Annotated in this window: 26 protein-coding genes and 1 pseudogene; 11 read left to right on the top strand and 16 right to left on the bottom strand. The window is 73.1% G+C overall.

Translation table 11 applies throughout. The annotated features are described in order from the left end of the window. Position 1 precedes the first annotated feature (1 nt). From Mam01_RS30225 to hypE, 4 genes are read left to right on the top strand one after another with little or no spacing between them, the layout of a single operon-like run. The gene (locus Mam01_RS30225; protein WP_204288631.1) at positions 2 to 394 is read left to right on the top strand and encodes a hydrogenase maturation nickel metallochaperone HypA; all 393 of its coding nucleotides are present in this window, start codon (positions 2 to 4) and stop codon (positions 392 to 394) included. Then, entirely contained in the window at positions 342 to 623 is a 282-nt protein-coding gene (locus Mam01_RS30220; protein WP_150936185.1) for a HypC/HybG/HupF family hydrogenase formation chaperone, read from the top strand. Before Mam01_RS30225 ends, Mam01_RS30220 begins: the two co-directional genes overlap by 53 nt. After that, the gene (gene hypD, locus Mam01_RS30215) at positions 624 to 1,775 is read left to right on the top strand and encodes a hydrogenase formation protein HypD (protein WP_239101736.1); all 1,152 of its coding nucleotides are present in this window, start codon (positions 624 to 626) and stop codon (positions 1,773 to 1,775) included. After that, positions 1,772 to 2,869: a hydrogenase expression/formation protein HypE gene (gene hypE, locus Mam01_RS30210; protein WP_275409106.1), complete on the top strand. Its 1,098-nt coding sequence runs from the start codon at positions 1,772 to 1,774 to the stop codon at positions 2,867 to 2,869. Before hypD ends, hypE begins: the two co-directional genes overlap by 4 nt. Here the strand turns inward: hypE and hypF are convergent. The 6 genes from hypF to Mam01_RS30180 form a co-directional block, all read right to left on the bottom strand. Beyond that, positions 2,866 to 5,253 (bottom strand): carbamoyltransferase HypF, encoded by a 2,388-nt coding sequence (gene hypF, locus Mam01_RS30205; RefSeq protein WP_204288602.1) that lies wholly within the window; start codon positions 5,251 to 5,253, stop codon positions 2,866 to 2,868. The two genes, hypE and hypF, sit on opposite strands and share 4 nt — an antisense overlap. 46 nt (positions 5,254 to 5,299) lie before the next feature. Then, positions 5,300 to 5,638 (bottom strand): STAS domain-containing protein, encoded by a 339-nt coding sequence (locus Mam01_RS30200; protein WP_204288601.1) that lies wholly within the window; start codon positions 5,636 to 5,638, stop codon positions 5,300 to 5,302. After that, a complete protein-coding gene (locus tag Mam01_RS30195) occupies positions 5,638 to 6,750 on the bottom strand; it encodes a cobalamin B12-binding domain-containing protein (RefSeq protein ID WP_239101735.1) in 1,113 nt (370 codons plus the stop codon). The genes Mam01_RS30200 and Mam01_RS30195 overlap by 1 nt, the downstream gene beginning before the upstream one ends. A gap of 37 nt (positions 6,751 to 6,787) precedes the next feature. After that, on the bottom strand, positions 6,788 to 7,837 hold the full coding sequence (locus Mam01_RS30190) for a cobalamin B12-binding domain-containing protein (protein ID WP_204288600.1): 1,050 nt from the start codon (positions 7,835 to 7,837) through the stop codon (positions 6,788 to 6,790). After that, positions 7,834 to 9,480: a SpoIIE family protein phosphatase gene (locus tag Mam01_RS30185; RefSeq protein ID WP_204288599.1), complete on the bottom strand. Its 1,647-nt coding sequence runs from the start codon at positions 9,478 to 9,480 to the stop codon at positions 7,834 to 7,836. The genes Mam01_RS30190 and Mam01_RS30185 overlap by 4 nt, the downstream gene beginning before the upstream one ends. 98 nt (positions 9,481 to 9,578) lie before the next feature. Continuing rightward, positions 9,579 to 10,496: an ROK family protein gene (locus Mam01_RS30180; protein WP_204288598.1), complete on the bottom strand. Its 918-nt coding sequence runs from the start codon at positions 10,494 to 10,496 to the stop codon at positions 9,579 to 9,581. Between the two features lie 281 nt (positions 10,497 to 10,777). On the opposite strand from Mam01_RS30180, the gene Mam01_RS30175 reads away from it, so the two are divergent. Further along, complete coding sequence (locus tag Mam01_RS30175; RefSeq protein WP_204288627.1) at positions 10,778 to 11,755, top strand: sulfite exporter TauE/SafE family protein; 978 nt, start codon at positions 10,778 to 10,780, stop codon at positions 11,753 to 11,755. Between the two features lie 10 nt (positions 11,756 to 11,765). Here the strand turns inward: Mam01_RS30175 and Mam01_RS30170 are convergent, their stop codons facing one another. The 4 genes from Mam01_RS30170 to Mam01_RS30155 are packed head-to-tail and all read right to left on the bottom strand — an operon-like array spanning position 11,766 to position 15,334. Continuing rightward, on the bottom strand, positions 11,766 to 12,365 hold the full coding sequence (locus Mam01_RS30170; RefSeq protein WP_204288597.1) for a TetR/AcrR family transcriptional regulator: 600 nt from the start codon (positions 12,363 to 12,365) through the stop codon (positions 11,766 to 11,768). After that, positions 12,362 to 13,171 (bottom strand): SDR family NAD(P)-dependent oxidoreductase, encoded by an 810-nt coding sequence (locus Mam01_RS30165; protein WP_204288596.1) that lies wholly within the window; start codon positions 13,169 to 13,171, stop codon positions 12,362 to 12,364. Before Mam01_RS30165 ends, Mam01_RS30170 begins: the two co-directional genes overlap by 4 nt. Before the next feature lie 45 nt (positions 13,172 to 13,216). Further along, positions 13,217 to 14,182 carry an LLM class F420-dependent oxidoreductase gene (locus tag Mam01_RS30160; RefSeq protein WP_204288595.1) on the bottom strand — a complete coding sequence of 322 codons (966 nt, stop codon included), beginning with the start codon at positions 14,180 to 14,182 and terminating at the stop codon, positions 13,217 to 13,219. 54 nt (positions 14,183 to 14,236) lie between these two features. Beyond that, positions 14,237 to 15,334, bottom strand: coding sequence for an NADH:flavin oxidoreductase/NADH oxidase (locus tag Mam01_RS30155; protein ID WP_204288594.1), 1,098 nt, complete (start codon positions 15,332 to 15,334; stop codon positions 14,237 to 14,239). A 110-nt stretch (positions 15,335 to 15,444) separates the two neighbouring features. On the opposite strand from Mam01_RS30155, the gene Mam01_RS30150 reads away from it, so the two are divergent. The 3 genes from Mam01_RS30150 (at position 15,445) to Mam01_RS30140 (ending at position 17,161) form a co-directional block, all read left to right on the top strand. Beyond that, on the top strand, positions 15,445 to 15,789 hold the full coding sequence (locus Mam01_RS30150) for an ArsR/SmtB family transcription factor (protein WP_204288593.1): 345 nt from the start codon (positions 15,445 to 15,447) through the stop codon (positions 15,787 to 15,789). A 92-nt stretch (positions 15,790 to 15,881) separates the two neighbouring features. After that, entirely contained in the window at positions 15,882 to 16,043 is a 162-nt protein-coding gene (locus Mam01_RS30145) for a hypothetical protein (RefSeq protein WP_165900421.1), read from the top strand. 59 nt (positions 16,044 to 16,102) lie between these two features. Then, on the top strand, positions 16,103 to 17,161 hold the full coding sequence (locus Mam01_RS30140; RefSeq protein WP_204288592.1) for a sulfite oxidase: 1,059 nt from the start codon (positions 16,103 to 16,105) through the stop codon (positions 17,159 to 17,161). Between the two features lie 11 nt (positions 17,162 to 17,172). On the opposite strand, the gene Mam01_RS30135 is transcribed toward Mam01_RS30140, so the two are convergent. Further along, positions 17,173 to 18,162 (bottom strand): zinc-binding dehydrogenase, encoded by a 990-nt coding sequence (locus Mam01_RS30135; RefSeq protein ID WP_204288591.1) that lies wholly within the window; start codon positions 18,160 to 18,162, stop codon positions 17,173 to 17,175. Positions 18,163 to 18,487: 325 nt separating this feature from the next. Here Mam01_RS30135 and Mam01_RS30130 point away from each other — a divergent pair, with 325 nt between their 5' ends. The 3 genes and pseudogenes from Mam01_RS30130 to Mam01_RS30120 all read left to right on the top strand — a co-directional run bounded on the left by Mam01_RS30130 (position 18,488) and on the right by Mam01_RS30120 (position 20,938). Next, on the top strand, positions 18,488 to 19,303 hold the full coding sequence (locus Mam01_RS30130) for an SAM-dependent methyltransferase (protein WP_239101733.1): 816 nt from the start codon (positions 18,488 to 18,490) through the stop codon (positions 19,301 to 19,303). A gap of 100 nt (positions 19,304 to 19,403) precedes the next feature. Then, a complete protein-coding gene (locus Mam01_RS30125) occupies positions 19,404 to 19,679 on the top strand; it encodes an isoamylase early set domain-containing protein (protein ID WP_204288589.1) in 276 nt (91 codons plus the stop codon). A 77-nt stretch (positions 19,680 to 19,756) separates the two neighbouring features. Further along, positions 19,757 to 20,938: pseudogene (locus tag Mam01_RS30120) on the top strand (zinc-dependent alcohol dehydrogenase). Here the strand turns inward: Mam01_RS30120 and Mam01_RS30115 are convergent. The 5 genes from Mam01_RS30115 to Mam01_RS30095 all read right to left on the bottom strand — a co-directional run bounded on the left by Mam01_RS30115 (position 20,928) and on the right by Mam01_RS30095 (position 25,567). Beyond that, complete coding sequence (locus tag Mam01_RS30115) at positions 20,928 to 21,755, bottom strand: metal ABC transporter permease (protein WP_204288588.1); 828 nt, start codon at positions 21,753 to 21,755, stop codon at positions 20,928 to 20,930. The pseudogene Mam01_RS30120 and the gene Mam01_RS30115 overlap by 11 nt on opposite strands. Continuing rightward, positions 21,752 to 22,651, bottom strand: coding sequence for a metal ABC transporter permease (locus tag Mam01_RS30110; RefSeq protein ID WP_204288587.1), 900 nt, complete (start codon positions 22,649 to 22,651; stop codon positions 21,752 to 21,754). Before Mam01_RS30110 ends, Mam01_RS30115 begins: the two co-directional genes overlap by 4 nt. A gap of 13 nt (positions 22,652 to 22,664) precedes the next feature. Further along, complete coding sequence (locus tag Mam01_RS30105; protein ID WP_111697344.1) at positions 22,665 to 23,426, bottom strand: metal ABC transporter ATP-binding protein; 762 nt, start codon at positions 23,424 to 23,426, stop codon at positions 22,665 to 22,667. After that, positions 23,423 to 24,364, bottom strand: a complete 942-nt coding sequence (locus tag Mam01_RS30100) for a metal ABC transporter substrate-binding protein (RefSeq protein WP_204288586.1) — start codon at positions 24,362 to 24,364, stop codon at positions 23,423 to 23,425. The genes Mam01_RS30105 and Mam01_RS30100 overlap by 4 nt, the downstream gene beginning before the upstream one ends. A gap of 96 nt (positions 24,365 to 24,460) precedes the next feature. Further along, positions 24,461 to 25,567: a glycerophosphodiester phosphodiesterase gene (locus tag Mam01_RS30095; protein WP_204288585.1), complete on the bottom strand. Its 1,107-nt coding sequence runs from the start codon at positions 25,565 to 25,567 to the stop codon at positions 24,461 to 24,463. Positions 25,568 to 25,683: the final 116 nt, after the last annotated feature.

Genomic DNA, 25,683 nt, shown 5'->3' with positions numbered 1-25,683 from the left:
GATGCACGAGTTCGGGATCGCCGAGGCCGTTCTCGACGCCGTGGAGCACCGCGCGAAGGGCAGGCGGGTGCGCCGGGCCCGGGTGCGGGCGGGCGCCCTGCTCCGCATCTCCCCCAACGTCCTGGCGCAGGCGTTCAGCCTCGCCGCCACCGGCACGGTGGCCGAGGGGGCGAGGCTCGACCTGGTCGTCGAGCCCGTCCGGCTCATCTGCCGGGGCTGCGGGCACTCCGCCCTGTGCGACGACCCGATGACGATCTGCGGCAGGTGCGGGGGCATCGACATCGACAGCGAGGGCGGGGACCGTCTCGTCCTGGAGTCCGTCCACGTCGTGGAGGCGGCCCATGTGCCTGGGAATTCCGGGCGAGATCGTGGAGATCCCGTCCGATCGGACTGACCTCGCCAAGGTCGACGTGAGCGGGGTCCGCCGGGCCGTCAACATCGACCTGCTCGACGGCCAGCCGCTGCGGCCCGGCGACTGGGTCCTCATCCACGTCGGTTTCGCCCTGTCGAAGATCGACGAGGACGAGGCCAGGGCCGCGCTGGAGTTCCTGGAGGGCATCGGCCAGGCGTACGAGGACGAACTCGCGGCGCTGCGCGACTCGGGCCCGGAGCCGGAGGGGTGAATGATGCGCTTCGTCGACGAGTACCGCGACGCGGACAAGGCACGGGCGCTGTCCGCGGCGATCGCGGGCCTGTGCGAGCCGGGGCGGACCTACACGTTCATGGAGGTGTGCGGCGGCCACACGCACACCATCTACAAGCACGGACTGGAGGACCACCTGCCCGAGTCGGTCACGCTGGTGCACGGCCCCGGCTGCCCGGTGTGCGTGATCCCGATGGGCCGGGTGGACGACGCGATCCACATCGCCGAGCGGCCCGGCGTCATCATGACCTCGTTCGGGGACATGACGCGGGTGCCCGGCGGCCGGGGGTCGTTCCTCGACGCCGCCGCCCGGGGCGCCGACATCCGCATGGTCTACTCCCCGCTGGACGCGCTGAAGATCGCCCGAAGCAACCCGGACCGGCAGGTGGTCTTCATGGCCATAGGGTTCGAGACCACCACGCCGTCGACCGCCGTGACCGTGCTGCGGGCGGCGGCCGAGGGCCTGCGCAACTTCTCGGTCATGTGCAACCACGTCATGATCATCCCGGCGATCACGGCGATCCTGGACTCCCCCGGCCTGCGTCTCGACGGGTTCGTCGGGCCCGGCCACGTGTCCACGGTCATCGGCTGCCGGCCGTACGAATTCGTCGCCCGCGACTACGGCAGGCCGCTGGTGGTGGCGGGCTTCGAGCCGCTCGACATCCTCCAGGCGATCCACATGCTGCTGCTCCAGATCGCGGAGGGGAGGTCGGAGGTCGAGAACCAGTACGCCAGGGTCGTGCCGTGGGCGGGCAACCCCAGGGCGCTGCGGGCCGTCGACGAGGTGATGGAGCCGCGGCCGCGCTTCGAGTGGCGCGGCCTCGGGTCCATCCCCCGCTCCGCTCTGCGCATCCGGGAGAAGTACGCGGCGTACGACGCGGAGCGGCGGTTCGACGTGCCCGGCGGCCGGGTGGCCGATCCCAAGGCGTGCCAGTGCGGCGAGGTCCTCAAGGGCGCGCTCAAGCCGTGGGAGTGCAAGGTGTTCGGCACGGCCTGCACCCCCGAGACGCCGATCGGCACCTGCATGGTGTCGTCCGAGGGCGCCTGCGCGGCCTACTACAACTTCGGCCGCTTCTCGCGGCGGCGGGTGCGGGAGGCGTCAAGGGAGGCACCGAGGGAGGCACCGAGGTGACGAGCCGTGAGGAGCAGGTGCTCGAACGCATCGACCGGGCGCGGCGGCGGAAGGCCCGGGTGCGTGAGGAGCACATCACGATGGCCCACGGCGCGGGCGGCAGGGCGACGCAGACCCTGATCGAGGCGGTCTTCCTCGACGCGTTCCGCAACCCGCTGCTGGAACCGCTGGAGGACGGCGCGGTGATCCAGGTGCCGGCCTTCACGGCGCCGGGCGGGGCCTGCGCCCGGCTCGCGTTCACCACCGACTCCTACGTGGTCTCGCCGCTGTTCTTCCCCGGCGGCGACATCGGCGACCTCGCGGTCAACGGGACGGTCAACGACCTGGCCGTGTGCGGGGCGAGGCCGTTGTATCTCTCCGCCGGGTTCGTGCTGGAGGAGGGCTTCCCGGTCGAGGACCTGCGGCGGGTCGCCGCCTCGATGGCCCGGGCCGCCGCCGCGGCGGGTGTGGCGATCGTGACCGGGGACACCAAGGTGGTGCAGCGCGGCAAGGCCGACGGCTGCTACGTCACCACCGCAGGAGTGGGCCTGCTGGACCGCGACACGCGACTCGGCGTCGCGCGCGCCCGTCCCGGCGACGCCGTGCTCGTGTCCGGCCCGATCGGGGAGCACGGCGTGACGATCATGCTGGCCCGGGGCGAGCTGGACATCGAGGCCGACGTCACGTCGGACACCGCCCCCCTGAACGGGCTGATCACCGCACTTCTCCAGGCCACGGGGGCCGTACGGTGCCTGCGGGACGCGACCCGGGGCGGCGTCGCGACGATCCTCAACGAGATCGCCCGCGCCTCGGACGTCGCCGTCGTGGTCGACGAGGACGCCGTTCCGGTCCGGCCGGACGTGCGCGGGGCCTGCGAACTGCTCGGGATCGACCCGCTCTACGTCGCCTGCGAGGGCCGGGTCGTCGTGGTCGTGGCCGGGGAGGCGGCGGAGGAGGCGCTCGCCGCCCTGCGCGGCCATCCGCTCGGCGCGGGTGCCGCGATCATCGGCCGCGTCGCGGCTGATCCCCCAAGCCTGGTGCTGCTCAGGACCGCCTTCGGCGGCACCCGGATCGTCGACGTTCTGGTCGGCGACCCCCTACCGAGAATCTGTTAGCCGGGATCTGCCGGCCGGTCGCGGGCGGCGGCGACGGCGGCTTGGCCGAGGCTGACGCCGCCGTCGTTCGGGGGGACGTGATGGTGGGTCAGCACGGTGAAGCGGCGTTCCTCCAGCAGGGTGACGGCCCGGTCGAGCAGGAGCAGGTTCTGGAAGACGCCGCCGGAGAGCGCCACTGCCGACAGGCCGGTGGTCTCCCGCAGGTGGTCGCAGCCGTCGGCGACGACGTGGGCCAGGGTGTTGTGGAAGCGCGCGGCCACCACCTCACGCGGAGTGCCCGACCGCAGGTCGTCGGCCGCCGCGCGGACCAGGTCCACGCCCGGCACCGTGAACGACGCCGTGAACGACGCCGTGAACGGCCCTTCGCCTGAGATGAGGGGGCACGCGTAGGCGTCGTCCACCCGGAGATCGGCGATCTGCTCCAGTTCGACGGCCGCCTGGCCCTCGTAGGTGATCTCGTCGCGGGTGCCCACGAGCGCGGCGACCGCGTCGAACAGCCGGCCCGCGCTGGACGTGCGCGGCGCGTTCACGCCGCGCCGTGCCATCGCGGTCACCACCCCCCACCGGCGGGCGTTGCGGCGTACGACGCCGAGATCGCCGGGGACGTCGCCCTCGTAGGCGAGGTCGAGGTAGGCCGCCGCCATCCGCCAGGGCTGCCGGATCGCCGCCGCGCCTCCCGGCATCGGCACCGTCGCGAGGTGACCGGCCCGCTCGAACCCGGCGAGATCGGCGACGAGGAACTCCCCACCCCACAGCGTGCCGTCGAGGCCGTACCCGAGGCCGTCGAAGGCCACCCCGATCACCGGCCCGGCGACGCCGTTGTCGGCCAGGCAGGACGCGACGTGGGCGTGGTGATGCTGCACGCCGACCAGGTCCGCGTCCCGTTCGAGGATCCAGTCGAGGGCGTACTTCGTGGACAGGTAGTCGGGGTGCAGGTCATGGGCGATCACCTCGGGCACGACGTCGAACAGCCGCATGAAGTGGGTGACGCCCTCGGTGAACGACCTGAGGGTCTCGTGGTTCTCCAGGTCGCCGATGTGCTGGGACACGAAGGCCCGGTCATCCCTGGCCAGGCAGAAGGTGTGCTTGAGCTCCGCGCCGCAGGCGAGCACGGGCCGCGGCGCGCCCCCGGCGAGCGGCAGCGGGTGGGGCGCGTAACCCCGGGAACGCCTGATCGGCAGCGCCCGCCCCCGGAAGACGCGCACGACCGAGTCGTCCGTACGGACGTGGATTGGCCGGTCGTGGGTCAGGAAGGCGTCGGCGACGCCGCCGAGCCGTTCCCGGACCTCCTCGTCCCGGTGGACGATCGGCTCGTCGGAGACGTTCCCACTGGTCAGCACGATCGGCTCGGCCAGCGCCCGGAGCAGCAGGTGGTGCAGCGGGGTGTAGGGCAGCAGCACTCCCAGCCACCGGTTCCCCGGTGCCACAGACGGCGCCACAGACGGCGCCACAGAAGGTGTCGCAGAAGGTGTCGCAGAAGGGGCCACCCCGGCGGCGTCCAGGCGGCGCAGCAGCACGACGGGCCGGGCGGGGCCGGTGAGCAGGCGTTCCTCGGCGGCGCTCACCTCGCACAGCAGCCGCGCCTCCGCGAGGCCGCCCGCCATCACCGCGAAGGGCTTGTCCTCGCGGTGCTTGCGCGCCCGCAGCGCCGCGACCGCGGTCTCGTCCCCCGCGAGCGCCGCCAGGTGGAAGCCGCCGAGTCCCTTCACCGCCAGCACCCGGCCACGCCGGAGCAGCCGTACGGACTCCTCCAGCGGGTCTCCCCTCTCCTCTCCGCCGCCGGGGAGCAGCAGCCGCAGCCGGGGCCCGCAGGCGGGGCAGCACACCGGCTGGGCGTGGAAGCGCCGGTCGGCGGGGTCGTGGTACTCCCGGGCGCAGTCCGGGCACATGCGGAAGCCCGCCATCGTGGTGTTCGCCCGGTCGTAGGGCACGTCGCGGACGATCGTGAAGCGCGGGCCGCAGCAGGTGCAGTTGGTGAAGGCGTAGCCGTACCGGCGGCCGGCCGGGTCGGCGACGTCGCACAGGCACGCGTCGCAGGTCGCCACGTCGGGGGAGACAAGCGCGCGCCGGTCCGCCCAAGGGAGACCCCGGGGGAGGTCCGGGGCGGGGCTCGGCGCGATGACGAAGTCACGACGGCCGGTCACCGCGGCCGGGCCGGTGCTGATCCGCTCGATGACCGCGAGCGGCGGCGGATCCGCGGCCAGCGCGGCCAGGAACGCCTCGACGAGCGCGCCGCCGCCCTCGACCTCGATGAACACCCCGCGTTCGTCGTTGCCGACCAGCCCGGCGAGGCCCAGCCGCGTGGCGAGGCCGTACACGAAGGGCCGGAAGCCGACCCCCTGCACGACCCCCTCGACCCGGACGGCGACGGCACGCCTGCTCACGGGCCCATTGTCTCAGGCCGCTGTCTCAGGACACGGCTGACACTGCTCAGCCGGAAGCCTGCTCCGGCAGGTCGAAGACGTCGTCGAGGGAGATGACCTGCAGCAGATGGCGCAGGTAGGTGGTCAGCGCGACGATCCGGAAGGCCGCCCCGCGTTCCTCGGCCCCCCGGTAGAGGTTCATCACGACCGCGATGCCCGAGGAGTCGACGAACCTCAGCCCGGCCAGGTCGAGCTCGATCACCCGCGGGTTGTCCGCGAGCACCTTGTCCGCCTCTTCGGCCGCCTCGTCCACGGTGGTGTAGTCGAGCTCGCCGGTCAGCACCAGGCGCGCGGTGCCGGGCTCGGGAGTGACGTACTCGACCAGTAACGGCGGCGTGTCCTGCATCAAGGGCTCGTCTCTTCGGTTTCGGGGTGATCGGGGGCGCCACGGGCCGCGCCCGCCGCTCTCATGCCCTCGGCGAGAAACGCCCGGGTCCGAGGGCAGTCTGTCAGCTCGCCGCGCAGAACGGCCAATCCGAGCACGACGGACTCGCCCGGCACCCCGCGCGCCGCCAGCACCGCGCAGGTCCAGGTGACGAAGTCCGTGAAAACCGACATCTCGCCGAGATACAGCGCGGCGCCGAGGAAGTCGGTGATGTGCCCCAGATCCTCCGCCGTCTGCTCCAGCTGCCACGGGTCGTAGTCCCGCATCGGCGGGTAGGAGGCGGCGAGCAGCTCCAGCGCCCGTGGCAGCAGCTCGCCCCGGCGCCGGGCGAGGCAGGCGTACTCGTCGTCGGGCGGCAACTCGGCGCCGTTCCCCGTCGCGAACATCAGCGACCCGTTGTCGAGCAGGTCGGCGGCGACGTCTGCGGCCGGAGCCCAGGCGTCCGCGCCGATCAGGCGGGCGATCCGGTCGTCGGCGCCGAACGCGGCCCCGCCCGCCAGGACGGGGACGCCGGCGGTCCGGCAGGCGGCGACGGCCCGGTGCGCGCGGGGCAGCCACACGGGCAGTGTGCAGCCGAGCGCGACCACTTCGGGGTTCACCTGCCCGATCCACTCGACCAGATGAGGTGTGGGCACGCTGGCGCCCAGGAAGTCGACCCGCCATCCGTGCAGGCGCAGCACCTCGGCCAGGAGGCGGGTGGGCAGGGAGTGCTGCTCCCTCTCGACGCAGGCGACCACGACCCGCCCGCGGGCGGGAGGCGGGGCCACCCTCCGGGCGACGGCGGCGACGACCCGCTCGCTGACCGCGGACGCCGCGTGCTCCTGGGCCACGGACCACCGGTTGACCGCCCACAGCCGGCCGACCCGGCGCTGGGCCGGCGCGATCACCCGCAGCAGCACGTCCTGGGCGGACACGCCCTCGTCGAGCATCCCGAAGACCAGGTCGACCGCGCCGAACTCGTCGGCCTCCTCGATCTGCCGCAGATAACCGACGATCTCGCTCGTGAAACCCGCCGTCGCCACCGGGGCGCTCACCATCGACCGGCCACGGGCCGAAGGGGGAGCTGTGGGCATCTTCCCATGTCACGCCCCCTCGGCTAAGTCGTCCCTCTCACGTTACCCGTGCGGGTGAGTCGCCGGACGGGCGGGCGGCGGTCGCCGCCTCGATGCCCTCGGCCAGCAGCGCGCGGGCGCGCGGGCAGTCGGCCAGCACGTCGCGGAAGAGCCGCAGGCCGAGCACCACCGACGCGGCGGGCACCTTCCGGGCCGTCAGCACCTCACAGGTCCACGTGACGAAGTCGGTGAACAGGCTCGTGTCGTGGACGTACAGCGCGGCGGCGAGGAAGTCGGCGATGTGCCCGAGATCCTCCGCGGTGTGCTCAAGCTGCCGCTCGCTGTATCCGCCCATCGGGGCGTACGACTCCCTGAGCAGGTCAAGCACCCTCGCCAGCACGTCGGCGCGGTGCCGGGTCAGGTATCCGTACTCCTCGTCGCCCAGGTGGACCTCCCCGTCGCTGCCGGCGGCGAACGACGGCAGCCCGGCGGCGAGCCGGTCGGCGGCGGCGTCGGCGGTGGGCGCCCACGCGTCCGCGCCCAGCAGGCGGGCGAAGCGGCCATCGGGACCGAACGCGGCCCCGCCCGCGAGCACCGGGACGCCCACGGCGCGGCAGGCGGCGATGGTGGCGTGCGCCCGGGGCAGCCGGGTCGCGATCATGCAGCCGAGCGCCACCACGTCGGGGCCGGTCTGGTGCAGGTGCGTGATCAGGTGCGGGCCCGGCACGCTGGCCCCCAGGAAGTCGACCCGCCATCCCCGCAGCCGCAGCACCTCGGCCAGCATGCGGGTGGGGAGGGCGTGATACTCCCCGTCGGCGCAGGCCACCGTCACCCGGCCGCGCGTCGGGGTGGGCCGCACCCGCCCGGCGATCGCCGCGACGGCCCGCTCGCTGACCGCGGTGGCGCCGTGCTCGCGGGCCACCGACCAGTCGTTGGCCGCCCACAGCTCACCCACCCTGCGCTGGCCGGCGGCGACGACCCGCAGCAGCACGTCCTCGGCGGGGACGCCCTCGTCGATCAGGCCCACGACGAGATCGATCGCGCCGTACTCGTCGGCCTCGCCGATCAGCTTCAGGTAGCGCTCCACCGCGCTTTCGACGCCGGTCATCCAGTGGTCTCCGCCCACACCATCGTGGCGCCTGTCGTGGCGCCCGTCGTCGTACCGGTCGCCGGTTCCTGACCGCCCGCCCGTACGGCGAGCAGTGCGCGGTCGTCCTGCTGGCCGCCCGCGAGCCACTCGCTGCTGATCTGCTCCAGCCGCTCCACCAGCGCGTCGACCGGCATGCCGCGACAGGTCGCCAGGGCGTCCTTGAGCCGTTCCTCGCCGAACATCTCGCGCCCGGTCGGGCCGCCGAAGGCCTCGGTGATGCCGTCGCTGTACAGCAGGCACACCTCGCCGGGGGCCAGGTCGACCGTGACCGGCCGCAGCACGGTCTTCTTGAGCGCGCCGAGGAGGGAGCCGCGGGCGGGCACCTCCTCCACCGTGCCGTCCCCGCGCAGGACCAGCGGCGCCGGATGGCCCGCCACGGCCAGATCCACCAGCACGTGCTCGCCGGGGGCCTCGCGGAGCGCCGCGAGGATCAGCGTGACGTAGGAGTTCGGCGCCGGAGAGGCGAGCAGCGACCGGTTCAGCAGCTGGAGCAGCCGGACGGGGCGGCTTTCCAGCAGCAGCAGCGCGCGCAGGCTCTGCCTGACCTGACCGGCCAGTACGGCCGCGCGGGCGCCCTTGCCGCAGACGTCGCCCAGGATGATCAGAGGCGGCCGTTCCACGATGCCGGACTCGATGCCGTGACCGGCTCCGGTCTCGGGCAGGTAGACGTCGTAGAAGTCGCCGCCCACGGCGCCGGCCTGCTGGGACGACCGGAGCCTCCCGCCGAGGCGCATACCCTCGACCTCGGGCAGGTCGGGCGGCAGCAGGCCGTCGATCAGGATGGTGTTGATCGCGCTCTGCTCCCGGAAGAGCATGGCCGCCGAGAGCGCCGCGCCCGCCCGTGACGCGAGGTCGCGCGCCATCGCCAGGGCCTCCTCGTCGAACGGGGGCCGGTCGGCGCGGCGGACCAGCGCCATCGCCCCGGCGGGGACGCTGTTGCCGGGCAGCGGGAACACCAGCAGGTCACCGGCCGGGCCGAACCCGTCGGGCAGCAGCCAGTCCGGCACGGCGCCCGCGTCCTGCCGCCCGCCCGAGCCGTGCGTCAGGCCCGCGAGCGCGTCGTTCAGGCCGGGCACCTGCAGCGCGGTCGCGAGCGGCAGGACGCCCTCCTCCGGCGCGGGGCGCCCGGCGGCGGCCCTCACCCACTCGACCCGGCGGTTCGTCGCGGGCGGCAGCACCACGACCGCCACGTCGCACAGGAACTCGGCGCCCAGATCGACGGCGGCCCGGGCGCATCGGCGCGGGTGGAGCGACGCGAACAGGCGGCGCGCGGCCTCCAGCAGGAACTCGGTGCGGCGCGGCAGGGACGGCACCTCGCTCAGGTAGAGGGCGCGATGGTCGCCGACCGCCTCCGTCCGCACCCGGATCACCCGGCCGCCGTACGTCACGGTGTCCGATCCAGCCGGGCAGAGCTCTGAGGGGACCGGCCCGCCTGGGACGATCTCCGGCGCCATCCGGACCGCCGCCGCGTTGGCCAGCAGCACGACGCCGCCGGCGTCGCACAGCACGATTCCCTCGTCACTGCCGTCCAGCAGCGCCGCGACGTCGCCGGGCGTCGCCCGCGCGGCTCCCGCGTTCGCGGAGCCGGTGGCGCCTCTCACCCGTGCGTTCTCCTCAATGGCCTCTGTCTCAATGACCTTGGTCCTCGGATCGTCGTCTTTGCCAGACTACCTTCGGCCACGACGGCTCGATCCCCGGGCTAGAGGCTGTCCTGGAGCAGGACCAGGGCGGCGGCGCCGAACAGCCCGGCGTCGCGGCCCAGCGAGGTCGGGTCCACCCGCAGGCGGCGCAGGAAGCCGAGCCCCGCGTCCCGCTCGATCGCCTGCCTGAGCGGGTCGAACAGGATCGGCCCCGCCGCGGCCACGCCCCCTCCGATGACGACGTGGTCGAGGTCGAACAGGGCGGACGCCGTGAGGACGGCGGTGGCCAGCGCGCCCGCCGCCCGCCGGAAGGCGCGAACGGCGGTGGGATGACCCACGCGGGCGTCGGCGGCCAGGGCGCGGGCGTCCGCGCCGGTCCAGCCGTTCGCGGCGGCCCAGCGGACCATGCCGGGCCCGCTGGCGACGGTCTCGACGCATCCCACGCCGCCGCAGGGGCACGGGTCGCCGCCGGGATCGACGGTGATGTGACCGATGTGGCCGGCGTTGCCGGTCGGGCCGACGTACGGCACGCCGTCCAGCACGAACCCGCCGCCCACACCGGTGGACACGACCATGCCGAGCATCGCCCGGCTCCGCGCGGCCGGGTCTCCGTCGGTGAGCCCGCGCCACCACTCGCCCAGCGCCATGCACTGGGCGTCGCCCGCGAGCCGTACGGGACGGCCGGGCAGTGTCTCGCCGAGCGCGTCGACCAGCGGGAAGTCACGCCAGGCGGGGATGTTCACCGGGCTGACCGTGCCGCGCCGGGGGTCGAGCGGCCCGGCGGAGCCGATCCCGATCCCGTCGAGGCGGCCGGGCGCGACACGCTCGGTGATCCGGCGCACGACCTCCGACAGCGTCCGGCCGGCCGACTCGGGGCCGCGCAGCGGCACCTCGGCCCGGGCCAGCATCTCCCCGTCGGGCGCGACCGCCGCGGCGGCGAACTTCGTGCCGCCGATGTCCACCGCGAGCACGGTCATCGCCGCGTCCCCGGTCTCTCCACCACGGTCGCTCCCGCCACTTAACCGGATAAGGCCACGCAACGGTAGTCGCTTGACGACCGTCGCGTCAACGCTCCGCCACCGGCGTCCGGGGACCCCCGGCGAACCGGTTCAGCGGTAAATGTTCGGCCCCGCCGACATCCGCGGGGCGGAGGCGGGAAGGGCCGCGAGAGGACCCGGCCGAGCGAGCAGAAGGGAACGAAGGCTTTCCATAATTCCGATCGATTTGGTAGGGTTCGTAGGTGCATTTCGACTACACCATGGCGATCGGCTCCTTCCTGGTCGCCGTCGTCGTCGGCCTGACGGGGATGGGCGGGGGCGCCCTCATGACGCCCATGCTCGTGACGTTCTTCGGCGTGCCGCCCCTCGCCGCCGTCTCCAGCGACCTCGTCGCCGCCGCCGTCATGAAGCCGGTGGGCAGCTTCGTGCACCTGCGCCGGGGCACGGTCAACCTGAGGCTCGTCGCCTGGCTGTGCGCGGGCTCGGTCCCTGCCGCGTTCTGCGGCGTGCTCATCGCCCGTGCCCTCGGCACCGGCGAGGGCGTGCAGAGCGTGATCCAGAAGGGCCTCGGCATCGCGCTGCTCATCGCCGCGGCGGGCCTGGCCGTCCGCGGCTACCTCGCGATGCGCGACCGCGCCGAGGGCCGCACCCCCGAGACCGGCCGCCGCACCGCCGCCCCCGGCGAGCCGGCCGCGACCGAGATGCCGTCGGTCGCCGTACGGCCGGTGCCGACCGCGCTGGTGGGGGCCGTCGGCGGGCTCGTCGTCGGCATCACCTCGGTCGGCTCGGGGTCGCTGATCATCGTGGCCCTGCTGGCGCTCTACCCCGCGCTGAAGGCCAACCAGCTCGTCGGGACCGACCTGGTCCAGGCCGTGCCTCTGGTCATGTCGGCCGCGCTCGGCCACCTGCTCTTCGGCGAGTTCACGCTGTCGGTCACGGTCGCGCTGCTGGCGGGCTCGATCCCGGGGGTCTACCTCGGCTCGCGGATCTCCTCCCGCGCCCCCGGCGGCCTGATCCGCCGCGCCCTGGCCTTCGTGCTGCTCGCCTCGGCGCTGAAGATGTTCGGCGTCGGCAACGCGCAGACCGTCTGGGCGCTGCTCGCCGTGCTGCTGCTCGCCCCGGCCTTCTGGATGGTCCTGCGGGTGCGTTGCGGCCTGCCGCCGCTGCCCTGGACCCGTACGGCGGACTCCTCAGCGGACTCCTCCGGCAGAGATCCCGACCGGGTCGCCGCGCAGTAGGAACCACTGCTCACGGCGCGGGCGGGTGGCGGCGCAGGGAGTGCCAGACGGGCTCGGGCAGCAGCCGGGCGGCCTCGTCGAGGTCCGCCTCCGGCGCGCCGGCGATCCACCGCCGCGTGACCTCGGCCACCGGGCCGATCAGCAGCATCTCGATCACCGGCACGGGCAGGTCGGCGATCGCCCCCGACGCGACGTGCGGGCGCAGCCACGCCACCAGCGCGTCCATGCGCGGCGTCTTCGCGACGGCCGCCGCCCCGGTCTCCACGTGCCCGAGGTACGGCGAGGCGTGGACGAACCTCGCCTTGGCCGGGTGCTCCCGTGCGAAGCCGAGGTAGGCGACGACGATCGCGCGCACGCCCGCGCGGGGGTCGTCCACGCCCTCCACGGCCTCGACCAGCGCGTCGAGCAGGTCGGCCAGGCACGCGGAGTAGAGCGCGGTCGCGAGGCCGGGGAAGCTGCCGAAGTGGTGATAGAGGCTGCCGACGCTGATCCCGCCACGGTCGGTGACCGCCCGCATCGTGAAGCCCTGCGGGCCTTCGTCGGCGTACACCGCGAGCGCGGTGTCGAGCAGCCGCCGCGCCGTCTCCTCGCCGCGCCGCTGCCGGGTCACGCCGTCTCGGTCAGGGCCGCGGCCTGCCTCCACAGCGCCTCCGCGACCGCGGCGTCCCGCGCGACGGGGGCGAGCGGGGTCTCCCGGTCGATCTCGAAGTCGCGGCCGGTGCCGCCGGAGGCGTCGAGGGCGAGGCGCACGACGGGCCGCGCGCCGGCCTCCGGGGTGTCCCAGGTGCTCTTGACCGCCTTGAGCACCAGCCCGAGCGGGCCGCCCCTGGCCCCGAGGCCGGTCCGGATCACGCCCGGGTGGACCGCGTCGATCGTCACCCCGGCATCCTGCCACCGCCGGGCGAACAGCGGCACCATCAGGAGGTTGCACAGCTTGGTGTCCGCGTACGTGCGGATGGGGTGGAAGTCCAGCCCGGTCGCGGTGCGGCCGGGGTCGGACCGGCCCTTGACGTACAGGCCCGCGCTGACCTGAACCACCCGTGTGCCGCTCTCGCGCAGCCGCTCCTCCAGCAGGTGGTTGAGCAGGAACGGCGCGAGGTGGTTGACCGCGAACGCACGCTCGACGCCGTCCGAAGTGATCTCACGGCGGGCCGGCCAAACGCCCGCGTTGTGCACCAGCACGTCGAGGCGCGGGCAGGCATCCAGCACGGCGCGGGCCGCCTCCCGCACCGACGCGGCCTCGCCCAGGTCGGCGACGACCAGCAGGGCGTCGCCCGGCAGGGCCGCCCGCGCCGCCTCTCCCCGTACGGGGTCCCGGGCGACGATCACGACCCGGTACCCCTCCTCGACGAGGCGGGCCGCGACCGCCTGCCCGATGCCGCGGGAACCCCCGGTGACCACTGCCGTACGCGTCATGCGAGCGACTCTAATTAGAGAAACTCTCTAGAGCAAATCTCTAATTCAGAGCGACCGCAACGCGGGCAGCAGTTCCTTCTCCGACCACTCGAAGAACTCCCGCTGGCGCTCCCGGCCGACCTGGACGAGCGCGAGGTGGGTGAACCCGGCGTCGGTGTACTGCCGCACCGCCTCGACCACGGCGTCCACGTCGGCGCCGCAGGGCACCTTCTCCGCAACGTCCTCCGGCCGTACGGTCTCGGTCGCGGCGGCGAAGTTGACCGGGGCGGGCAGCTCGGACATGACCTTCCAGCCCGTCACCGCCCAGCGCCACATCCGGTGCGCCCGCTCGACGGCGGCGTCCTTGTCGGGGTCGTAGCAGACGGCGAGCTGGCCGTACACCGGCTTGCCCTCGCCGCCCGACGCGGCGAACTTCTCGACCAGCGAGCCGTCCGGGTCGGTCGCGATGAGGCCGTCGCCGAGCTCGGCCGCGATGTCCGCCGACTGCCCGCCGGACGCCGCGACCGCGATCGGCACCGGGCGCTCCGGAAGATCGAAGACCCGGGCGGAGTCGATGTCGAAGTACTCGCCCCGGTAGTTGCGGTAGCCGCCCTGGAAGAGCTCCCTGATGACCTCGATGGCCTCGCGGAACATCTCGTGCCGGGTGTTGACCGGCGGCCACCCGTGCCCCACGACGTGCTCGTTCAGGTTCTCGCCCGCCCCGAGCCCGAGCGTGAACCGCCCGTCGCTGAGCACCCCCACGGTGGCCGCCTTCTGCGCCACCACCGCGGGGTGGTAGCGCATGATCGGGCAGGTGACGTAGGTCATCAGCGGCAGCCGTTCGGTGGCCTGCGCCACCGCGCCGAGCACGGACCAGGCGTACGGGGAGTGCCCCATCTCGTCCAGCCAGGGGAAGTAGTGGTCGGAGATGACGGCGTAGTCGAAACCGGCCCGCTCGGCCGTGACCGCGTCCTCCACCAGCTCCTTCGCCGGGCTCTGCTCGCACATGAGTGTGAAACCGATCTCTGCCATACCGCGACCCCTACCCAGGTCCGCCCAGGTCAGACGAGCCGCTCAGAGGGCCGGTCAGACGGCGCGGTGGTACTGGTCGGGCCAGTTGCCGTCGGCGCCCAGCTCCCGGGCCGCGTGGTTCGGCCAGTAGGGGTCGCGCAGCAGCGCGCGGCCGAGCATCACCGCGTCGGCCTGCCCGGACGCCACGATCTCCTCCGCCTGGCGCGGCTCGGTGACGAGCCCGACGGCCGAGGCGCGCAGGTCGGTCTCGGCCCGCACCCGGGCCGCGAACGGCACCTGGTAGCCGGGGCCGGTCGCGATGCGCGCCCGCGGCGCGTTGCCGCCGGACGACACGTCCAGCAGGTCGACGCCGTGGGAGAGCAGTTCCTTGGCCAGCCGTACGGTGTCGTCCGCCGTCCAGCCCTCGCGAGGGTCCTCGGGATTCTCGCTGAGCCAGTCGGTCGCCGAGACGCGGAAGAACACCGGGAGGTCCTCGGGCCACTCCGCGCGCACCGCGTCGACCACCTCCAGGGCGAGGCGGGCGCGGTTCTCGAAGGAGCCGCCGTACGCGTCGGTGCGGTGGTTGGTGAACGGCGACAGGAACTGGTGGATCAGGTAGCCGTGGGCGCCGTGGACCTCTGCGACCTTGAAGCCCGCCGCGAGCGCCCGGCGCGCCGCCGCCGCGAAGTCGCCGACGAGCCGCCGGATGTCCTCCTCGCCCAGCTCGTGGGGCACCGGGTGGCCCTCGTCGAACGGGATCGCGCTCGGCGCGACCGGCTGCCAGCCGTGCTCCTCCGGGCCGACCGGCCCGCCGCCGCGCCAAGTGCGGTCCGTCGACGCCTTGCGGCCGGCGTGGGCGAGCTGGACGCCGGGCACCGCGCCGTGCTCGGTCAGGAACCGGGTGATCCGGCCGAAGGCCTCCTGCTGGCGCTCGTTCCACAGGCCCACGTCGGCGGGGCTGATCCGGCCCTCCGGCGACACGGCGGTGGCCTCGGTCATGACCAGGCCGGCTCCGCCCACCGCCCTCGACCCGAGGTGGGTGAGATGCCAGTCGGTGGGCACGCCCTGCTCCGGGCCCTCCACCGCCGCGGAGTACTGGCACATAGGCGACATCCAGGCACGGTTGGGGATGGTCAGGTTCCGCAGGGCCAGGGGCTCGAACAACGCGCTCACGGCCGCGCTCCTCTCGTCGTCGGGACGCTAGTACGATATCCGTCGTACTACGGCATCTGTCAAACTACGAAGACCTTCGTACAATGAGGGGTTCACGAAGGGAGCCACCGATGTCGTCCGCCCCTCCTCAGCTCCGGACACTCGACCATCCGGACAGCGCCGAGATCCGGCTCGAAGACGTGCTGCACGCACTGTCCGATCCCGCCCGCCTCCACGTGGTGCACTACCTCGCGGGCGGCGGCGAGGCGTCCTGCTCGGAGATTGACCTCGCCGTCAGCAAGTCGACCAGCACCCATCACTTCCGGGTACTGCGCGAGGCGGGGGTGATCAGGCAGGTCTACCGGGGCACCGCCAAGATGAGCTGCCTGCGCCGGGAGGACCTCGACACCCTCTTCCCCGGCCTGCTGGAGGCCGTGCTGCGCGCGTACGAGACGCGGTGCGTCCCGCGCGCGTAACCGTCCAATCCGCCTTGACCAGTTACCGGCTTTACGTTACCTTTGTAACTGCCTAAGAAAATAAAGACAGTTACAACGGCGATGGGGCGGCAATGATGTTCTACGACTACTCCCTGGCCACCGAGAGGGTCACCGAACTGCACCGCGCGGCGGACCACGCCCGCGTCGCGAGCCGCATGGCCGCGGCCCGGCGCTGGTCGCGCCTCGCATCCTGGGCCGAGCGCCAGGCCCGGCGGGCGGGCGACCTGGGCTGAGCGATATGGGCTGAGCGATATGGCTGACGCCCGGGCGCCGACAGTGTGAGGAGGCGTGGATGCGGGTCCGCGACGTCCCGGGCACGGCGGTGGTGAAACCGACTCCCCCCGCCCTGATGGAGGACGCGGGCACCGGCCTCGACTACGGCACCCGGCCCGACCGGCTGCCCGGCCTGCTCACCCCGTGCGACCGGTTCTTCGTCCGCAACCACGCGCCGACCCCCCGTCTCGACCCCCGCGCCTGGACGCTGCGCGTCGAGGGCGCCGGCGTCCGGCGAGCCGTCGACTACACCTACGACGACCTGTGGCACCGGTTCCCGCTCGTGTCGGTCGTCCGTACGCTGGAGTGCGCCGGCAACCGGCGCGCCCTGTTCGCCGCCGAGTGCGGGCGCCGCTTCGACGGGGTCCAGTGGGAGCGTGGCGCGATCGGCACCGCCGAGTGGACCGGCGTCCCGCTGCGCGACCTGCTCGAACCCGCCGGTCTCACCGGCGCCGCCGTCGAGGTCATGCCCGAAGGGCTCGACGAGGGCCGCGCACGCCGCCCGATGCCCCTCGCCAAGGCCCTGGCCCCCGACACCCTGCTCGCACTCGCCATGAACGGTGAGATTCTGCCGCCGGACCACGGCTTTCCCGCCCGCGTGGTGGTCTCGGGCTGGCTCGGCGCCGCCGCGATCAAATGGGTGGGCCGGATCGAGGTCTCCGACCGGCCGCTGCGCGTGCCGTGGAACACCGACGACTACGTGCTCGTGACACCCGGCGAGCCCGCCCTGCCCATCACCTCCACTCCCGTCGCGTGCCTGGTCGAACTGCCCTGGCCGGCCCGGCTGCGGTCCGGCCCGCGCCTGGTCCGCGGCCGGGCGTACGCCGGCGAGGACCGGGTGGCGGCGGTCGACTACCGGATCGACGACGGACCCTGGCGGCCGGCCACACTCGACGGGCCGGACCTCTCCGGCGTCTGGACCCGCTGGCGCTTCGCCTGGGACCCCGCCCCCGGGGCACATGTGGTGCGCGTGCGCGCGACCGACGAGCACGGCCGCCCCCAGCCGGACGCCACCCCCTGGAACGCTCTCGGCTACTGCCACAACTCGGTGCTCCCCCACCCCGTCCTCGTGGCCTGACGGAGGAGCCCTCAGGGGACCAGGACCACCTTGCCGATGGTGGCGCGAGTCTCCAGCGCCGTGTGCGCGGCGGCGGCGTCCTTGAGCGCGAAGCTCTGTACGAGCGGCGTCAGCGTGCCCGACGCGGCGGCGGCGAGCGCCCGCTCCTCCAGGCCTCGCAGGCCGCCCGGCCGCCGCAGCACCCGCGGGCCGACGGCCACGGACGCGGTGATGCCGCGCGCGTAGAGATCCTCGGTGGTCAGCCTGGTCGGCCCGCCCGCCGCGTCGGCCCAGCCGAACAGCACGAGCCTGCCGCCGAGGCCGAGCAGTTCCAGGGCCTGCCGGCCGAGGTCCCCGCCGACGCCGTCCAGCGCCAGCGTGACCTCCCGCTCGCCGAGGGCGGCCCGGACCGTCTCCGGCCAGCCGGGGGCGGTGTAGTCCACGGCATGGGCGGCGCCCAGACCGAGCACCCGGTGCGTCTTCGCCGCGCCGCCGGCCAGCCCGACGACGGTGGCCCCCGCCCGCAGCGCCGCCTGGACGAGCAGGCTGCCGATGCCGCCCGCCGCCGCCGTCACCAGGACGACGTCGTCCGCCCGGATCTCCGCCACGTCGAGGATCCCCATGGTGGTCCGGCCGGTGCCGATCATCGCCACCGCCTCGCCGAAGCCCAGGCCGTCCGGGATCTCGTGGATCGCGGCCGCGTCCCGTACGGCCAGCTCGGCGTAGCCGCCGGGGGCCATGCCGAGGTGGGCGACCACCCGCCTGCCGACCAGGGCGGGATCGGTCTCCGGCCCGGTCGCGTCGACGATCCCGGCGACCTCACGGCCGGGAATCGTCGGCAGGTCGGGCACCGGGATCGGGCCCCCGCCGTACTTCCCGGCCCGCAGCACGGTGTCGACCAGGTGGACCCCGGCCGCCCGCACGGCGATGCGGACCTGGCCGGGACCGGGCTCGGGATCGGCGACCTCCTCGTGGACGAGGTTGCCGGCAGGGCCGAAGGCGTGCAGTCGGACCGCGTACATGCGGCTGTCTCCCCTCCGCGGACATCTGAGCAGGTCCGTTATAGATCGCTTTCACCCCCTGGCGACATCGGACGATGGTCCTAGGTCGTGTCTGGCAAATGCTGCCCGTCGCGAGCGGGGATCCAGGTGGATGCATCGCAAGGCGGAGGAGCAGCCGATAACAGCGAGGCGGTGTGCCTGGCGCTGGCCAACCGGGACGCGGCGGCGAGGTGGCGGATCGGTTTTGTTCACCGAGTCGATGTCGGTATTCGTTGGGTTTTCCCCGGGCAGGCTCTATGATCGCTGCGAGTCACCTTCGCTTACCGCCGGTCAGGGAGACAGACACGTGGCCGATGACGCGCCGCCGCCGGGCATCGACGCCAGTGTCCCCAACCCCGCCCGCATGTACGACTACTTCCTCGGCGGGAAGAACAACTACGCGGCCGACCGGGAGGCGGCGGAGCGGGTCCTGCGGGTCGCGCCCGAGGCCCGCGTACTGGCCCGCCGCAACCGCGCCTTCCTGCGCCGCGCCGTACGCCATCTGGTTACCGAGGCCGGCATCCGGCAGTTCGTGGACATCGGCACCGGGCTGCCCGCCCAGGGCGGGGTCCACGAGGTGGCCCACGAACTGGATCCCACCGTGCGGGTGGCGTACGTCGACCACGACCCGGTCGTGCTCGCGCACGCCAGGGCCCTGCTGTCGGGCGCCGGCTCCACCGTCACCGTACGGGGCGACCTGCGGCGGCCCGAGGAGATCCTCGCCGATCCTGGGCTGCGCTCGCTGATCGACCTGTCGCAGCCGGTCGCGATCCTGCTCGTGGCCGTGGTGCACTTCCTGTCCAGGGACGACAAGCCGGCCGAGCTCGTGGCCCGGCTGCGGGACGCCGTCGTCCCCGGGAGTCACCTCGTGCTGTCCCACGTCACGGACGAGGAGCGGGGCGGCGCGGCACGGGAGGGGGCGGCGGTCTACCGGGGTTCCGACGCGGGCATCACCCTGCGGAACCGCGAGGAGATCCACGGCCTGTTCGACGGTTTCGACCTCCTCGATCCCGGCCTCGTCCCGCTGGACGACTGGCGGCCCGGCGACGAGAATCCACTCCTACGGCAGGCCCGGCGCAACCTGCCCACCTGGTTCCTCTGCGGGGTCGGCCGAATTCCCTGAAAAAGCCGTGAATATTGTGTTACGTCCTTCCTGTACTGGTTTCTTCCTTTAGGTGCGATACGCGACAATATGCGTCATCGCATTGGATGGGAGGAGACGCATGCTGAAGCGCAACAGACTGTTCGGCCCGAAGACCCGCGTGACCTTCGCACTGCCCGTCGACCAGCCCCTGGGGACGGTCAGCGTGGTCGGCGACTTCAACGACTGGCTGCCCGGCTGCCACGAACTGCTGCGGCGCAGGAACGGCACCCGTACCGTGTCGGTGATCCTCCCGCCCGGCGCGCACCGGTTCCGCTACCTCGCGACGGGCGGCGTGTGGTTCGACGACGAGAGCGCCGACCACGTGGACGAGCGCGGCAGCGTGCTCCACCTCTGATAAGGGCCGTTTCCTCTTCCATAACTCGGGCATACGGGAACGATCGTGACACCCAGGCCCTTCTGGAAGGGGAAACCATGAAGGCACTCACCTGGCACGGCAAGCGCGACGTGCGGGTGGAGGAGGTTCCGGACCCAGCGATCAAGGAACCGACCGACGCGATCATCCGAGTCACCACGACCGCCATCTGCGGCTCCGACCTCCACCTTTACGAGGTGCTCGGTCCGTTCATCGGGGAGGGCGACGTCCTCGGCCACGAGCCGATGGGGATCGTTGAGGAGGTCGGCGCGGGGGTCACCCACATCGCCCCCGGCGACCGCGTCGTGATCCCGTTCAACATCTCGTGCGGCCACTGCTACATGTGCGACCGGGCGTTGTTCGCCCAGTGCGAGACCACCCAGGTCCGCGAGTACGACACCGGCGCCGCGCTGTTCGGCTACACCAAGCTGTACGGCGAGGTGCCCGGCGGCCAGGCGGAGTATCTCCGCGTGCCGCAGGCCCACTTCGGGCCGATCAAGGTGCCGGAAGGGCCGCCGGACGAGAGGTTCGTCTACCTCTCCGACGTGCTGCCCACCTCGTGGCAGGCGGTCGAGTGGGCGGAGATCCCCGACGGCGGCAGCGTCACGGTCTTCGGCCTCGGCCCGATCGGGCAGATGTCGGCCCGCATCGCGCGCCACCGCGGCTACCGGGTGATCGCCGTGGACCTCGTGCCCGAGCGTCTGGAGATGGCCCGCAGGCACGGCATCGAGGTCATCGATGCCAACGACACCGACAATGTGCCCGAGGCGGTCCGGTCGATGACCGGCGGCCGGGGCACCGACTCGGTCATCGACGCGGTCGGCATGGAGGCGCACGGCTAAACCGTCGGCAAGTTCGCCCAGACGGTCACCGGGATGCTGCCCGACAAGGCGGCCGCCGCCATGATGACCCGGGCCGGCCTCGACCGGCTCGCCGCCCTGCAGGACGCCATCGAGACCGTGCGGCGCGGCGGCACGATCTCGATCAGCGGCGTGTACGGCGGGATGACCGACCCCATGCCGATGCTGCGGATGTTCGACAAGGGGATCGCGCTGCGGATGGGCCAGGCCCACGTCAAACGGTGGATCGACGACCTCATGCCGCTCGTGACCGACGACGCCGACCCGCTGGGGGTCGAGGACCTGGCGACCCACCGGCTGCCGCTCGATCAGGCGCCGCACGGCTACGAGATCTTCCAGAAGAAGGAGGACGGCGCCATCAAGGTCCTGCTCACGCCCTGACCGGCACGGCCCGTCTCGTCCGTCCGCGTAGGGCGGTCGCGAGGAAGACCGCCCCGAACACCAGGCCGACGAGCAGGGCGATCGACGCCCCGGTCGCGACGTTCCACACCGTGGAGACCCACACTCCCGCCAGCGCGCAGGCGACCCCGATCGCCGCGGCGATCGGGAACAGCAGCGCGATCCTGTCGCTGAGCAGGCGGGCCGTCGCGGCCGGGCCGACGATCAGCGCGACGGCGAGGATCGTCCCGAGGGCGGGCACAGTGGCGACGACGGTCACCACGACGACCGCCAGCAGGGCGAAGTCGAGCAGCACGGTGGGCAGCCCGAGCGCCGCGGCGCCCACCGGGTCGAAGGCCGCGAGCAGCAGTTCCTTGCCCACCAGGGCCAGCAGGAGCAGCACGCCCACGGTGACGGCCACGGTCGCCGCGAGGTCGCCCGTGCTCACCGCGAGGACGTCGCCCACCGTGTACGCCGCGAGGTCGCGGGTGAACCCGTCCTGCGACGACACCAGCACGACCCCCAGGCCGAAGCCGCCCGACAGGGCGATGCCGGTCGCCGTGGTGAAGTCCTGACCTCGGCCCCGGCTGAAGACCAGGACGGCGGCGACCACCAGCAGCCCGAACAGCCCCCCGCCGAGATAGAGGTTCACCCCGAGCATGGCGGCGACCACGATGCCCGGGAACGTCGCGTGGGTGAGGGCCATCGTGAAGAACGGCAGCCGCCGGGCGACGACGAACACCCCGGTCACCCCGCCGAGCACGCCGACCAGGACCGCCTCGACGAGGGCCCGGTGGACGGTGGAGTCGAGCCAGGTCATGCCGCCTCCAGGACGTCGAGTTCCTCGGACGTGACGCGGCGCCGGGCCTGATCGAGCTTCGCACGCCGGCGGGCGAACGCGGCGGCGTGGGCCAGCCCGTACAACCCCACCAGGACGAGCACCACGGTCGCCCCGGAGGCGAGCCGGAGGCCGTACCCGATCGACGCCTCGTAGCTCGCCACCAGCCCGAGCCATCCGGCGGCGGCGCCGAGGAGCGCGGCGAGCGGCACGATGACCACGAGCCGGTCCGACAGGGCGCGGGCCGCCGCGGCCGGCACGATCAGCAGCGCGATCACGAGGATCGTGCCGACCGCCTTGACGGCGGCGACGACGACCAGGGCGACCGCGACGTTGACCACGAGGTCGAGCAGGCCGACGCGCACCCCGGCCGCGCGGGCGCCCACGGGGTCGAAGGCCCGCAGCAGCAGCGGCCGCCGCAGCGCCGCCAGCAGCGCCACGACCAGCACCGTCACGACGGCGGTCTGCACGAGCTGCTCCTCGGTGACGGTGAGCACCCGGCCGAACAGGAATGCGGTGAGGTCGGAGGTGAACCCCGTCTGCCGCGACACCAGCACGACGCCGACCGCGAACAGCGTGGTCAGCAGCACGGCGAGCGCGGCGTCCTCGCTCACCCTGCGGCGGGCGGTGAGCAGCGTGAGCAGGACCGCCGTGACGACCCCGGCGGCGAGCGCGCCCCAGAAGACGCCGCCGTCCCCCGCCATGATGTGGCCGATGACCACCCCGGGGAAGACGGTGTGCGTCAGGGTGTCGCTGACGAAGGCCAGGCGGCGCAGCAGCACCAGCACGCCGACGGTGCCCGCGAGCGCGCCGAGGACGACCAGCTCGGCCAGCGCCCGCGCCATGAACGGAAGCTGGAACGGCTCGAAGAAGATCATGACCGCGCCGCCCTCACGTCTGGGTGACGATCACGCGGTCGCCGCGCAGTTCGAGCGCGTGCCCGCCGTACGTCGCGCGCAGCCGCTCAGGGGTCAGCACGTCGCCGGTCGGGCCGAAGCCGAACTGGTGCCGGTTGAGCAGGCACACCTCGTCGCAGGCGAGGTGCGCGATGGCGAGGTCGTGGGTGCTGACGACGACCGAGGCGCCCTGCTCCTTGAGCGAGCCGATCGCCTCCAGCAGCGCGTGCTGGCTGACCGCGTCGACGCCGTTGAACGGCTCGTCGAGCAGCAGCATCCGGGGCCCGGCGGCGATGGCCCGGGCCAGCAGCACCCGCTGGCGCTGCCCGCCCGACAACGTGCCGAACCGGTCGCGGGCCCGCGCGGCCAGCCCGACCCGCTCCAGCGCCCCGGCGACCTCGGCCCGGTCGGCGGCCGACGGCCGGCGCAGCCAGCCGATCCGGCGGTAGCGGCCCATCATCACCACCTGCTCGACCGACACCGGGAAGTCGGGGTCGAGCGTGTCGGCCTGCGGCACGTACGCCACGTCGCGGCGGGCCTGCGCCGGGGTGGTGCCCAGCACCTCGATCCGGCCGCGGACGACCGGGACCAGCCCGAGCAGCGCCTTGATCAGCGTCGACTTGCCCGCGCCGTTCGGGCCGATCAGCGCCACGGCCTCGCCCTCGTGGACGACGCCGTCCAGCTCCTCCAGCACCGGGACGTCGCCGTAGGCCACGCTCGCCCGGTCGATCACCAGGGTCGGCGCCCGCTCGCTCATGTGGACGTCCCCCTCAACGCGTTGACGATGGTGTCGGTATTGTGCTCCTCCATCTGCAGATAGGTCGCACCGGCCGACCCCTCGGGGCCGAGCGAGTCGCCGTACAACGCGTCCTCACCGGCCACGACGGTCACCCCGGCCTCGCGGCCGATCGCCTCGGCGGTCTTGGGCGGCAGCGACGCCTCCGAGAAGATCGCCGCCGTCCCGGTCGCCCTGATCTCGGCGACGAGATCGGCGACCTGCTTGGCCGACAGTTCGGCGGAGGTGTCGAAGCTCGGGATGATCGACCCGACGAAGGTCAGCTTGTAGCGGTCGAGGTAGTAGCCAAAGGCGTCGTGGTTCGTCACCAGCTTGCGCCGGTCGGCCGGGATCGAGCCGATCTTCCGGGCGATGTCGGCGTCGAGCGCGTCCAGCTTCGCGTCGTACGCCGCCAGGTTGGCCTGGTAGGCGGCGGCGTCGCCCGGATCGGCGGCGGCGAACGCCCTGCCGATCGTGGCGGCCATCGTCTTGACGTTCAGCGGGTTGTGCCAGATGTGCGGATCGCGCGCGCCCTCCTCCGCGTCGCCCCCGCGGACGGGCACGCCCTGCGAGGCGTCGACCACCGGGCCGTCGAAGCCGGCGGCCCGGATCGTGTCGTCGAGCCACTTCTCCAGGCCCACGCCGTTCTTCACGAGCACGTCGGCCTCCGCGATGGCCCGCATGTCCGCGGGCGACGGCTCGTAGTCGTGCGGATCGACGTTCGGCCGGAGCAGCTGGTGGACGGTGACCCGGTCACCGCCGAGGTTGCGGGCGAAGTCGGCGACCTGGGTGGTGGTCGCGACCACCTTCAGCGGCAGCGACGGGTCATCGGGAGCCGGGGGCTCCGCGCCGCCGCATCCCGCGGCGAACAGGACGAGCAGCGCGGCGGACGACAGGGTTCGGGCAAGCGGCGAGAGCACGACAGATCCTCAAGTCGGCGTATCAGGGGAGACATCCCACTCAACTGTCCCGCAAATGAAAATCATTGTCAAACCGCCGCGTTTCCCGCTTGGCGTCTATCGGCGGGTGCGGGCGGCGAGGACGGCGCGGGCCGTGCCGGGGTTGTCGGCGAAGACGCCGTCGACGCCGAGGTCGAGCAGGCGCGACAACCAGCCCGTCACGTCGCCGGTCGTGCGCGGGTACGCCGGGTTGGCCGGGTCCCCGAGCCGGAAGTCGGCCGGAAGCTGGGAGTTCTCGTCGCGAAGCGTCCACACGTGCACGTCCAGCCCCGCCCGGTGGGCGTCGCGCACAAGCGTCGTCGGCGCGAGCAGGCGGCCGTCGGGGCCCGTGGGGACCACCCGCGAGGTCGCCGCGCCGATCCCGTCGGCGTACGACGCGACGTCCTTGAGGCCCGCGGGCGTCACCATCCGGTCGTAGGTGAGCGGGTCGCCCGCCGCCACCCGGTCGTACGGCGCGCCGGACCCGTTGACCAGCTGGATCAGCGGCAGGCGGGTCCTCCCGCGCAGCTCGCGTAGGTTGGCCGTCTCGAACGACTGGATGAACACCGGGTCGTGCCGGTCACGCCAGCCGTGCCGGCCGAGCACCTCCAGCAGCGGCTCCTCCAGCGACAGCCCGATGGAGTCGAAGTAGGTGGGGTGCTTGGTCTCCGGGTAGACGCCCACGCCGCGCCGCTGGGCCAGCTCCACGACCTCGTCGAACGTCGGGATCTGGGCCAGGCCGTCCAGGGCCGCGTTGTCCGGGCGCAGGTCGGGGATGCGCTCGGTGGCCCGCAGCGTGCGCAGTTCGGCCAGCGTGAAGTCCTCGGTGAACCAGCCGGTGACCGGGACCCCGTCGATGGTCTTGGTGGTGCGGCGAGCGGCGAACTCGGGGTGGTTCTCCACGTCGGTGGTCCCCGAGATCTCGTTCTCGTGCCGGGCCACCAGGACGTGGTCCTTGGTGGAGACGAGGTCGGGCTCGATGTAGTCGGCCCCGAGCGCGATCGCCGTCTCGTACGACAGCAGCGTGTGCTCCGGCCGCAGGGCGCTGGCGCCCCGGTGCCCGATGACGAGGGGTTGACGCTCCCGCCCGGCGGCGGCGGGTTCCGGCTGGTGTGACACAGCGGCCACGGTACCCGCGATGAGGACGGACAGGACGACGACGGCTGATCTGCGGATCATGGTCATGTCCCGGACGCTAGACGTGTCAGGCGTACCGGACGTGACCTTCCCGTGCCTTCCCCGGGAAACGCGTACGGCTCCCGGGTGACCCGGGAGCCGTACGGACAGAAGCGGTGAGACGC

Source organism: Microbispora amethystogenes (genome assembly GCF_016863015.1).
GTDB lineage: Bacteria > Actinomycetota > Actinomycetes > Streptosporangiales > Streptosporangiaceae > Microbispora > Microbispora amethystogenes.
Note: the sequence above shows the minus strand (reverse complement) of the source record. Positions and strands in the feature narration are given on the sequence as shown.

Excerpts from the sequence above, each read along its gene's own strand:
- Mam01_RS30225 (WP_204288631.1), top strand. The coding sequence starts at position 2 with ATGCACGAGTTCGGGATCGCCGAGGCCGTTCTCGACGCCGTGGAGCAC.
- Mam01_RS30220 (WP_150936185.1), top strand. The coding sequence starts at position 342 with ATGTGCCTGGGAATTCCGGGCGAGATCGTGGAGATCCCGTCCGATCGG.
- hypD (WP_239101736.1), top strand. The coding sequence starts at position 624 with ATGATGCGCTTCGTCGACGAGTACCGCGACGCGGACAAGGCACGGGCG.
- Mam01_RS30200 (WP_204288601.1), bottom strand. The coding sequence starts at position 5,638 with ATGCAGGACACGCCGCCGTTACTGGTCGAGTACGTCACTCCCGAGCCC.
- Mam01_RS30195 (WP_239101735.1), bottom strand. The coding sequence starts at position 6,750 with ATGCCCACAGCTCCCCCTTCGGCCCGTGGCCGGTCGATGGTGAGCGCC.
- Mam01_RS30190 (WP_204288600.1), bottom strand. The coding sequence starts at position 7,837 with ATGACCGGCGTCGAAAGCGCGGTGGAGCGCTACCTGAAGCTGATCGGC.
- Mam01_RS30180 (WP_204288598.1), bottom strand. The coding sequence starts at position 10,496 with ATGACCGTGCTCGCGGTGGACATCGGCGGCACGAAGTTCGCCGCCGCG.
- Mam01_RS30175 (WP_204288627.1), top strand. The coding sequence starts at position 10,778 with ATGGCGATCGGCTCCTTCCTGGTCGCCGTCGTCGTCGGCCTGACGGGG.
- Mam01_RS30165 (WP_204288596.1), bottom strand. The coding sequence starts at position 13,171 with ATGACGCGTACGGCAGTGGTCACCGGGGGTTCCCGCGGCATCGGGCAG.
- Mam01_RS30160 (WP_204288595.1), bottom strand. The coding sequence starts at position 14,182 with ATGGCAGAGATCGGTTTCACACTCATGTGCGAGCAGAGCCCGGCGAAG.
- Mam01_RS30150 (WP_204288593.1), top strand. The coding sequence starts at position 15,445 with ATGTCGTCCGCCCCTCCTCAGCTCCGGACACTCGACCATCCGGACAGC.
- Mam01_RS30145 (WP_165900421.1), top strand. The coding sequence starts at position 15,882 with ATGATGTTCTACGACTACTCCCTGGCCACCGAGAGGGTCACCGAACTG.
- Mam01_RS30140 (WP_204288592.1), top strand. The coding sequence starts at position 16,103 with ATGCGGGTCCGCGACGTCCCGGGCACGGCGGTGGTGAAACCGACTCCC.
- Mam01_RS30135 (WP_204288591.1), bottom strand. The coding sequence starts at position 18,162 with ATGTACGCGGTCCGACTGCACGCCTTCGGCCCTGCCGGCAACCTCGTC.
- Mam01_RS30125 (WP_204288589.1), top strand. The coding sequence starts at position 19,404 with ATGCTGAAGCGCAACAGACTGTTCGGCCCGAAGACCCGCGTGACCTTC.
- Mam01_RS30115 (WP_204288588.1), bottom strand. The coding sequence starts at position 21,755 with ATGACCTGGCTCGACTCCACCGTCCACCGGGCCCTCGTCGAGGCGGTC.
- Mam01_RS30110 (WP_204288587.1), bottom strand. The coding sequence starts at position 22,651 with ATGATCTTCTTCGAGCCGTTCCAGCTTCCGTTCATGGCGCGGGCGCTG.
- Mam01_RS30105 (WP_111697344.1), bottom strand. The coding sequence starts at position 23,426 with ATGAGCGAGCGGGCGCCGACCCTGGTGATCGACCGGGCGAGCGTGGCC.
- Mam01_RS30095 (WP_204288585.1), bottom strand. The coding sequence starts at position 25,567 with ATGACCATGATCCGCAGATCAGCCGTCGTCGTCCTGTCCGTCCTCATC.